This is a genomic window from Acidiphilium sp. PM, from assembly GCF_000219295.1.
GTDB lineage: Bacteria > Pseudomonadota > Alphaproteobacteria > Acetobacterales > Acetobacteraceae > Acidiphilium > Acidiphilium multivorum.
On record NZ_AFPR01000276.1, the window covers coordinates 1 to 9625 of the forward strand.

Genomic DNA, 9625 nt, shown 5'->3' on the forward strand with positions numbered 1-9625 from the left:
GCGTGGCCAGCCAGCGATGCGCCGCCGCCGCCAGCACCGCGACCGGCGGCGCGCCGCGCGCCGGCAGCAGCGCCGCCTCGTGCCGGGCGATGAACCCGGTATCGAGCGCGGCCGCGCAAAAATCCGGGTGCGTCACGATCCGCCGCAGCAGGTCGAGATTGGTCTGCACCCCATCGATCTCGCAGGCCGCCAGCGCTTGCGCCATATGCCGCAGCGCGCCGTCCCGGTCCTCGTCCCAGGTGACGAGCTTGGCGATCATCGGATCGTAATGCACCGACACCTCGTCGCCGGCGCGCACGCCGGATTCGATCCGCAAATGGCGGCTCTCCGCCGGCAGGCGCAGCCGCGCCAGCGCGCCGGTCGAGGGCGCGAAATCCCGGGCCGGGTCCTCGGCATAGAGCCGCACCTCCACCGCGTGGCCCCGCCGGCCGATCCCCTCCTGCTTCAGGGGCAGCGCCTCGCCCGCGGCCACGCGGAACTGCCATTCGACGAGGTCGATCCCGGTGATCATCTCGGTCACCGGATGCTCGACCTGCAGCCGCGTGTTCATCTCCATGAAGTGGAACGCGCCATCCTCGGCGATGAACTCGACCGTTCCGGCGCCGACATAGCCGATCGCCCGCGCGGCGTCGCAGGCCGTCTTGCCCATTGCCGCGCGCATCGCCTCATCGATCAGCGGCGCCGGCGCCTCCTCGACGATCTTCTGGTGCCGCCGCTGGATCGAGCAGTCGCGCTCGTGCAGCGAAACCACGTTGCCGTGGGTGTCGGCGAAGACCTGGATCTCGATATGCCGCGGCTTCGTCAGGTATTTCTCGACCAGCACGCGGTCATCGCCGAAGGCGGCGCGCGCCTCGCCCTTCGCCCGGTCGAGCTCGGCCGCGAAATCGGCCGCCGCGCGCACCACGCGCATGCCCTTGCCGCCGCCGCCGGCGGACGCCTTGATCAGCACCGGATAGCCGATCTCCGCCGCCGCCCGCGCCAGCGCCGCCGGGTCCTGGTCCGCGCCGTGATAGCCGGGCACCAGCGGCACGCCGGCCTGTTCCATCAGCGCCTTCGCCGCCGATTTCGAGCCCATCGCCCGGATCGCTTCCGCCGGCGGCCCGACGAACACGAGCCCCGCAACGGCGCAGGCCTCCGCGAAATCGGCGTTCTCGCTGAGAAACCCGTAACCCGGATGGATCGCCTCGGCACCGGTGCGCCGCGCCGCCTCGATGATCCGGTCGATCGCGAGATAGCTCTCCGCCGCCGCCGGCGGCCCGATCCGCACCGCCGCATCCGCCATCGCGACATGCGCCGCCCCCGCATCGGCATCCGAGAACACCGCGATGCTGCGCAGCCCCATCCGCCGCGCCGTGCGGATCACCCGGCAGGCGATCTCTCCGCGATTGGCGATCAGGACCGATCCGAACACCGCGCTCACCCCGCCCGCCAGGACGGCGCGCGTTTCTCCAGAAACGCGGCCAGGCCTTCCTGCGCCTCGGCGCTCGCGCGGCGATCGGCGATGCGCCGCGCCGTCATGTTCACCAGCGCATCATCGATATCCCGGCCCGCGACATCGCCGACCAGCGCCTTCGCATCCGCCTGCGCCTCGGGCCCGCCCTGGGCGAGGGTCGCGATCATCGCATCCCGCGCCGCCGCCAGCCCGTCGCGCGGCGCCACGATATGCGCGAGTCCGATCCGCATCGCCTCCGGCGCGGGGATCACCTCGGCGGAGCAAAAATACCGCCGAGCCTGGTGCGGCCCGATCGCGGCGACGACATAGGGGCTGATCACCGCCGGGATCAGGCCGAGGCGGACCTCGGAGAAGCAGAATTTCGCATCCTCCGCGGCGATCACGATGTCGCAGCACGCCGCAAGCCCGGCGCCACCGCCGAAGGCCGCCCCCTGCACCAGCCCGATCACCGGCTTCGGCAGGTCGTTCAGCGTCCGCATCAGCCGGCCCAGGCCCAGCGCGTCCGCGTGGTTCTGCTCGGCCGTGTAAGCCGCGCTGCGGCGCATCCAGTTGAGATCGGCGCCCGCGGAAAAACTCTTCCCCCGCCCCTCCAGCACCACGCGGCGGACGCGCGGATCCTCGCCCGCCCGCAGGCAGGCGGCGGTGAGCGCCGCGATCATCCCCTCGTCGAACGCGTTGTGCAGCGCGGGGCGGTTCATCGAGATCGTCGCGGTGCCGTCTTCGGCCAGGGAAAATTCAACCGGTTCGCTCATCGCCTCACATCCTGAACAGGCCGAACCGCGTCGGCTCGATCGGCGCGTTCAGGCTCGCCGAGAGCCCGAGCGCCAGCACCATCCGCGTATCCGCCGGGTCGATCACCCCATCGTCCCACAGCCGGGCGCTGGCGTAATAAGGATGCCCCTGATGCTCGTACTGCGCCTCGATCGGCGCCCGGAACGCCTGCTCCTCCGCCGCCGACCACGCGCCGCCCCGCGCCTCGATATTGTCGCGCCGGAGCGTCGCCAGCACCGACGCCGCCTGCGTCCCGCCCATCACCGAGATCCGCGCGTTCGGCCACATCCACAGGAAGCGCGGATCGTAGGCCCGGCCGCACATGCCGTAATTCCCGGCCCCGAACGAGCCGCCGATGATCACGGTGAATTTCGGCACGTTCGCGGTGGCCACCGCCGTCACCAGCTTTGCGCCGTCCCTGGCGATGCCGCCGGATTCGTATTTCCGCCCGACCATGAAGCCGGTGATGTTCTGCAGGAACACCAGCGGAATCCCCCGCTGCGCGCAGAGCTCGATGAAATGCGCGCCCTTGAGCGCCGATTCGGAGAACAGCACGCCGTTATTCGCGACGATGCCGACCGGATAGCCCCAGATGCGGGCGAAGGCGGTCACCAGCGTCGTGCCGTAGCGCGCCTTGAACTCGTCGAATTCGCCGGTATCGACGATAAGCCGGATCACCTCGCGCACGTCATAGGGCGTGCGCGGATCGGCCGGCACGGCGCCATAGATCGCATCCGGCGCCCCCACCGGCGGGCGTGGCGGGAGCAAGTCCATCTGCGCCGGCTTGCGGGTGTTCAGCCCGCCGACGATCCGCCGGGCAATGCCGAGGGCATGCGCGTCCGACTCGGCGAAATGATCGGCCACACCGGAGACCCTCGTATGCACGTCGGCCCCGCCCAGCGCCTCGGCGGTGACCACCTCGCCGGTCGCCGCCTTCACCAGCGGCGGGCCGCCGAGAAAAATCGTCCCCTGCTCGCGGACGATGATGCTCTCATCGGCCATCGCCGGCACATAGGCGCCGCCCGCCGTGCAGGAGCCCATCACCACCGCGATCTGCGCGATCCCCGCCGCAGACATCTGCGCCTGATTGTAGAAGATGCGGCCGAAATGCTCGCGGTCGGGGAAGACCTCGTCCTGGTTGGGCAGGTTGGCGCCGCCGGAATCGACGAGATAGACGCAGGGCAGCCGGTTCTGCGCCGCGATCGCCTGGGCGCGCAGGTGCTTCTTGACCGTGATCGGGAAATAGGTGCCGCCCTTCACCGTGGCGTCGTTGGCGACGATCACGCATTCCCGCCCCGACACCCGGCCGATCCCGGTGATGATGCCCCCGGCCGGCACCGGCTCGTCATACATGCCGTACCCGGCGAGCTGGGAGAATTCGAGGAAGGGCGATGCCGGGTCGATCAGCGTGCGGATCCGGTCGCGCGGCAGCAGCTTCCCCCGCGCGACATGCCGCTCCCGCGCCGCTTCACCGCCGCCGGCGCGGATGTCATCCACCCTGGCGCGCAGATCCTCGACCAGGCTGCGCATCGCCTCCTGATTCGCCCGAAACGCGGCGCTGCGCGGATCGAGCGACGAGCGGAACGCCGTCATGCGTCAGTCTGCCTGAACATTGCGCCTCCATCCCGTTGATTATGCTCCTGTCTATCGCGCAACTGCCTGCCCCCGGCAAGGCGGGGCGGCGAAACTCCCGCGCCAGCGCCAGCAGAACCGGCGGTCCGTCGATCAGATAGCGCCGTGCCAGGCGCGCCGGCTCGCGCATCAGGCGCCATGCCCATTCCAGCCCCGCCGCCCGCAACGGCGCCGGCGCGCGGCGCAGCACCCCGGACAGAAACAGCGGCGCCGCGCCGACGCACAGCCCGATGCCCAGGGCGCGTCCGCGCCGCCGCACCGCCTGCGCCAGCACCTCCTGCCGCGGCGATCCCACGGCGAGGATCGTGCAATCCGCCCGCGCGCGCTCGATGAAGTCCACCACCGCGCCGAGGGCCGCCTCGTCATGCTCGAACCCGCGGGCCGGTTCGGCATGGGTGAAATCGACGCCCGGATAGCATGCGGCGAAGGCGTCCATCGCCGCGGCATCGAGGCCGACGACCGCCACCCTCGCGCCGCGCATCTCCAGCGCCGGCATCACCGCCGCCAGCAGGTCCGCCCCGGTCACCACCGGCGGCGGCACAACGCCGCAGATCCGCGCGAGACCCGCCGCAACCCGCGAATCCAGCAGACACAGCGCGGCATCGTCATAAGCCGTTCGCAAGTCTCCGCCCCGCCGCAACCGACCGAGATGATCGACATTCGGCGTCACGACATAGCCGAACGGCCGGCGCCGGTCCCAGCGCAGCACGAAGCCGAGCGCCGCCTCCGGCCCGAGGCGATCGAAACGGATGCCGAACGGCGCGAAGCGCTGCCCCCTCATGGCGTCCAGACCAGTGATAGCATCAGCCGCGCCTCGTGCGGCGCCGAGCCGGGCAGGTCGTGTCGCAAGGCGAAACTGGCCGACGGCCTGAACGAGACGGCGCGGGACAGCCGCCACAGCGCGCCGGCCGTCACGTCGGCCTCGGTCGCCGCATGGCCGGAAACCCGCCCCTGCCGCGCGGCGACATCGACGGTGAACAACAGGTCGCGCGCATAGGATTCGGCAAGGCCGAGCCGCTCGGTCGTCAGGATGCTGCCCGGCACGCCGAACCCGCCATCCGCTCCCGCACGGCGTGACAGATCGAGATCGACGGCGATCAGCGGATCCGGCGTCCATTGCAGCGCCAGGTCGCCAACCACGGCAATGCCGGACGCCGGTCCCCCTTCCGCATAGCGGATCCGCTCGGCGCCGCCGACCACGCGCAGGCGCCACAGCGCCCGCGCGCCGGTCACCCCGCCGGCCAGCACGGCAAGGCTCGAACTGTCGGCAAAGCCGCTGCCAGGCAGCGCCCCTGCATACCGGGTCGTGCCGGCCCGCAGCAGGAGAAGTTCCCGCAGTGGCGCGCCATCCGCCGTTTCCAGCGCGACTTGCCCGCGCGTGATGCTGCGGCTGCCGAAGCCGGCCGGCCCCGCGCCGCCGGCGGCCACACGGTCGCGTCCGAACCGGACCCGCGCCGTGGCGTCGAAGGCGCCGAAGCCGAGCCTCAGGCCGATCCGGCCGGCATCCGTCGTCACGTCGAGCGGCGCCGCCCCGCCATTGGCGGCGAGTCCCAGCGCCGTCTGCGCTGTGTTGACATGGGCGGCACCGAGCGTGATCCGGTCCGGCCCGAACGGCAGGGCGAGGCCGAGCGCCGCCGTCACCCGGTTGGCATTGGCGGCGGGATCGCGGGCATAGCGGTCCAGCTCGGCATTCGCGAATCCGGCAAGGCCCAGTTCGGGGTCGGCCAGCCGCACTTCCGGCCGCACCATGCCCATCGCCGTGATCCCCTGGCCGGCGCCGGGCGCAGTATCGAGCCCGGCATCGACCGCGAGACGGGGAAACACCCTAAGTCCGGCGCTCGCGAGCGGCGCAAGGGGGACCGGAAAATCGCCCGAATGCAGGCGGGAGCGCGCAGAAACCCCCGGCGCGACGCCGAAACCCGGGATCGCCATCGGCAGGAAACTGCCCAGCGAATCCCCCCGCGCGGCCCCCCCGGCCGCGACAAGCGCGGGCAATGCAAAAAGAATGCACCGCAGGAGGGCCGGAAAATCTATCAAATCAATTGCAATCAGCGGTCATTTGCGCTCAGGTATACACAACCTTTAATTGTGTGTCGTGCAAAAAACAGGGGCACTCATGCAAGACGCCGCCATAGACCCGATACGCCTCAGCGTTGCGATCTGCACCCATAACCGCGGCCGCGAGACCGAACGCTGCCTCGCGGCGCTTTCACCCGCGCCCGAGGGGGTCGAGACGCTCGTCATCGACTCCGGTTCGGCACCGCGCGAGGCAGAGCTGATCCGCGCCGCCGCCGCCCGCCACGGCGCCACGCATGTCCGGTTGCCCGCACCCGGACTGAGCGAGGCGCGCAACGCCGCCCTCGCGGCCGCGCGGGGCAGGTGGATCGCCTATCTCGATGACGACGCCACCCCTGCCCGGGACTGGTGCGCCGTGCTGCTGCGCACCGTCGCGGCGGACCCGGAACTGGCCGCGACCGGCGGCCCGATCCTGCCGCAATGGCAGGCTCAGTTGCCATGTTGGTGGCCGCCCTCGCTGCGCGCCGTGCTGACCATCATCGACCAGGTGCGGCCGAGCGAGCCGGGGGTCGCCGACATCGATCCCTATGGCGCCAACATCGCCTTCCGGCGCGATGTTCTCGCCCGTTTCGGCGGGTTTCCCACCTGTCTCGGCCGGCGCGCCGGGCTGATGATCTCGAACGAGGAAACCTACATCATCCGCCGTCTCCGCCGGGGCGGGCTGAAGGTGCGCTTCACGCCGGACCTCGTGGTGCATCACGAGATCGACCGCTCGCGCCTCAACCCCGCCTGGCTGGTCCGCCGGCAATACTGGTCCGGCGTATCCGAGGCGGTGATGCTGGGCGCCCTCGGCGAGCCACGCCTCGCGCGGGCCGCGCGCCTCGCGCTGCACGCGCTGCTGCTCGCCCCGTTCGGCCTCTGGCCGCCGGCGAGCACCGGCCAGATCGGTCTGCGCTGCAAGGCAGCCTACGCCCGCGGTTTCCTGCGCGGCGCGCTGGGCGAGGGGCATATCGTGCATCCAGCCCTGCCGTGAACCGACGGGCGGATATCGACCGCGCCAAGGGTCTCGCCATCTCGCTGGTCGTCTTCGGCCATATCGTCGCCCGGCAAGACCCGGCGCATGTGCTCTGGTATCCGGCGCTGCGCCGGGCGGTCTATGGCTTCCACATGCCGTTCTTCTTCTACCTCAGCGGGCTCGTCACCTGGCTGTCCGGCCATGCCGGAACGCCGCCGGCGGGATGGCCGGGGCTGATCCGCGCGCGGGCGCGGCGCCTGCTGATCCCCTTCGCCGTCATGGCATTCACGATCACCGCCGGAAAACTCGCCGCCGCCCGTTTCATCCATGTTGACAACCCCCCGCAGGGCCTGCTCGGCGGACTGGCGGACACGATCTGGCATCCGCTCGCCAGCCCGGCCTACTCGCTGTGGTACCTCGCGGTGCTCTTCCTGCTCAGTGTGGCAACGCCGCTGCTTCTCGCCGCCTGCCGCGGCCGCCTCTGGCCGGTGATCTGCATCTTCGCCGCGTTCCAGTTCATCCCCCTGCCCTGGCATCTCTACCTGGCCGAGACAGGCCGCTACGCGCTGTTCTTCGGCGCCGGCCTCGCGGCAGGAGCCCTCGGCGACCGCTGGACCGGCTGGATCGACCGCTGGCGCTGGCCGCTGATCGCTGCCTTCGTGACCGGCTTCGCCTTCGTCGCGCTCGACGGCAACGTGCTGCCGTTCAATCTGCGCCTGGTCACGCTCGGCCTCACGGCGATGCCCGCACTTCACGCCCTGGTAAGATTTCCGTGCCTATCCTCCGCCCGGACACTGGCAACGCTCGGACGGTATTCCCTGATGATCTACCTGTTCAACACGATCTTCATCGGCCTCGCCAAAGGCCTGCTGCTGCTCGCCACGGGCTGGAACGGCACGCATTTCCTCCCCTTCGCCGCGGTGCTGATGAGCGCCGGCCTGCTCGGCCCTGTGGTGCTGAAGCGGGCGGTGTTGCGCTCCGTTCCCGTGCTCGACCGGATGACCGAGTGATGCGGCCATGCCGGCACCAGAACGCTCGGCCCCGCTCGGCCGGTTCCTCGATGCGCTGCCGCACGACCTTGCGGCGAGTTTTTCCGACGCGCAGCTTCGGGCGATCGAGCTGCATTTCGGCATGCGCCACCGCCTGACCCACATGATCGACTGGCGCCGCCGCCTCGGCTTCGGGCGCCTCCGACTTTATGTCGTGTTGCTGGTCGGGCGCGACCGGCATCCGGCCTGAATCTGGCGCAGCACCAGCCATCCGGCCAGAACCGTCAGCCACACCATTCGACTCTGGTACCGCGCATGCGGGCCCGATAGCGCGCCCGTGACCGCGGCATTACCCGCGAGCGCCAGGACGACGATCCAGCAGAACAGCCCGAGTGACGCCGCTTCGGGCCTGAGACGCCGCGCCGCCGCCGCGTAGAGCGCGAAGCCACAGGTCAGCCCCATCCCGCCGACCGCGAGCGCCTGCACGAATGCCGCAAGCAGGGGCGGCACCGCCATCCGCCCGCGCGCCTGCCGGCTGGCGAGATAGGCCGCGTACGCCGTCTGCGGCAGATCGCGGCGGATCGTCTGCCACGCCGTCGCATACCAGGGACGCAGGCCACTGCCCGGCGAAAAGATCACGAGTTGCAGGCCGAAATCCCGTATCGCCGCGCTTAGGACGGCGGCCGGATGCTCGACGATGGTCCGGCGCACGATCGCATCGGTCTGGTCGATCAGCCGGCGCGGCCCTCCCGCGCGGTAGAGCGGGCTATCCGCCCGCCAGAGGAACCCATCGGCCGTGCGCGGCAGATCGCCACGATAGGCGCAAAGTGCCCAACCCGCCTTCGGACAGTCATGCGCGAGTGTCGTCCGCGCGGGACCGTTCTCGATCAGGCGTGCGAGCAGAAATGTCCCGCCATAGGGCGAGGGCGAAATGCGGCCGCGCGCAATCGCGTTCACGGCGGTCAGCCCGGCGATGCCGAGCAGGAACGGCAGCAGCAGAAACCGCCAGCGGACCCGCTGCCGCAACGCGCGCAGCGGCAGCACGCAAAGGCAGAGTCCCGCATAGATCGGCATGTTGCTCAGATGCACGAGAATCGCCAGACCGATCACCATGGCCGGGACGATGAGGCCTGCCGCCCCTTGCGGCGCAAGAATCAGGATCGCGAAGGCCAGCACCATCAACGGCGTGAAGATGTCCGGCATCACCTGCGCCGCGGTCCAGCTCAGCGAAGACCCGGCAGCCAGAATCACCAGCAGCAGCGCGCTGTCGAGCGTCCCCGCATCGGGGCTCAGCAGCCGATGCGTCGCCCGGATCAGGACCGCGGCAAGCAGCCCCTGCCCGGCGATCACGGGCCAGAGCGAGCGCCCAAGCCCGGCTGCAAGGACGAGCAGACTGTAGAAGGGCGGCCGATCCCAGCCGAGATGCCGCTCCATCATCTGCGAGATGTAGGTCCCGGTATCCGAAAAGATGAGCGGGTATCCGTTCACGAGGGCGGGCCACAGGATCAGTGCCGCCGCGACACCAATCATCATGGCGTCGGCGCCAGGCACCGGGCGGCGCCTTGCGCGCACGGCGACCTCAGAGACGGAAATAGCCGCCATAGCGCGGATGATAGAGTTCCGAGTCGGGGAAGCCCGATCTCGCGTGGCGCGGACCGTCGACCCGCGTAAGCGCGGCGCCGGCGAGCCGCAACCCGCCCTGGTCCAGCAGCGCGAGCGCCGCGGCCACGGTGCGCCGCGGGGTCTGGC

General features: G+C 70.6%; 9 protein-coding genes. 3 read left to right on the forward strand and 6 right to left on the reverse strand.

The features are described 5' to 3' along the window. From APM_RS11220 to APM_RS11240, 5 genes are all read right to left on the reverse strand, one after another. The coding region (locus APM_RS11220; protein ID WP_007423495.1) for an acetyl/propionyl/methylcrotonyl-CoA carboxylase subunit alpha at positions 1-1411 on the reverse strand (1411 nt) is incomplete at its 3' end. Between the two features lie 5 nt (positions 1412-1416). Continuing rightward, complete coding sequence (locus APM_RS11225; RefSeq protein WP_007423496.1) at positions 1417-2205, reverse strand: enoyl-CoA hydratase-related protein; 789 nt, start codon at positions 2203-2205, stop codon at positions 1417-1419. Between the two features lie 4 nt (positions 2206-2209). Then, on the reverse strand, positions 2210-3817 hold the full coding sequence (locus APM_RS11230) for a carboxyl transferase domain-containing protein (protein WP_039888365.1): 1608 nt from the start codon (positions 3815-3817) through the stop codon (positions 2210-2212). Continuing rightward, positions 3714-4637 carry a WecB/TagA/CpsF family glycosyltransferase gene (locus APM_RS11235; RefSeq protein ID WP_007423498.1) on the reverse strand — a complete coding sequence of 308 codons (924 nt, stop codon included), beginning with the start codon at positions 4635-4637 and terminating at the stop codon, positions 3714-3716. The genes APM_RS11230 and APM_RS11235 overlap by 104 nt, the downstream gene beginning before the upstream one ends. After that, a complete protein-coding gene (locus APM_RS11240) occupies positions 4634-5788 on the reverse strand; it encodes an outer membrane beta-barrel protein (RefSeq protein WP_241763142.1) in 1155 nt (384 codons plus the stop codon). Before APM_RS11240 ends, APM_RS11235 begins: the two co-directional genes overlap by 4 nt. Positions 5789-5972: 184 nt before the next feature. Here APM_RS11240 and APM_RS11245 point away from each other — a divergent pair, with 184 nt between their 5' ends. The 3 genes from APM_RS11245 to APM_RS11255 are packed head-to-tail and all read left to right on the forward strand — an operon-like array spanning position 5973 to position 8126. After that, entirely contained in the window at positions 5973-6905 is a 933-nt protein-coding gene (locus APM_RS11245) for a glycosyltransferase family 2 protein (RefSeq protein WP_007423500.1), read from the forward strand. Then, positions 6902-7897 (forward strand): acyltransferase family protein, encoded by a 996-nt coding sequence (locus APM_RS11250; protein ID WP_007423501.1) that lies wholly within the window; start codon positions 6902-6904, stop codon positions 7895-7897. The genes APM_RS11245 and APM_RS11250 overlap by 4 nt, the downstream gene beginning before the upstream one ends. A gap of 7 nt (positions 7898-7904) precedes the next feature. After that, complete coding sequence (locus tag APM_RS11255; RefSeq protein WP_011942304.1) at positions 7905-8126, forward strand: hypothetical protein; 222 nt, start codon at positions 7905-7907, stop codon at positions 8124-8126. On the opposite strand, the gene APM_RS11260 is transcribed toward APM_RS11255, so the two are convergent. Beyond that, the gene (locus tag APM_RS11260) at positions 8084-9448 is read right to left on the reverse strand and encodes a hypothetical protein (RefSeq protein WP_241763143.1); all 1365 of its coding nucleotides are present in this window, start codon (positions 9446-9448) and stop codon (positions 8084-8086) included. The genes APM_RS11255 and APM_RS11260 overlap by 43 nt on opposite strands. Positions 9449-9625 lie beyond the last annotated feature (177 nt).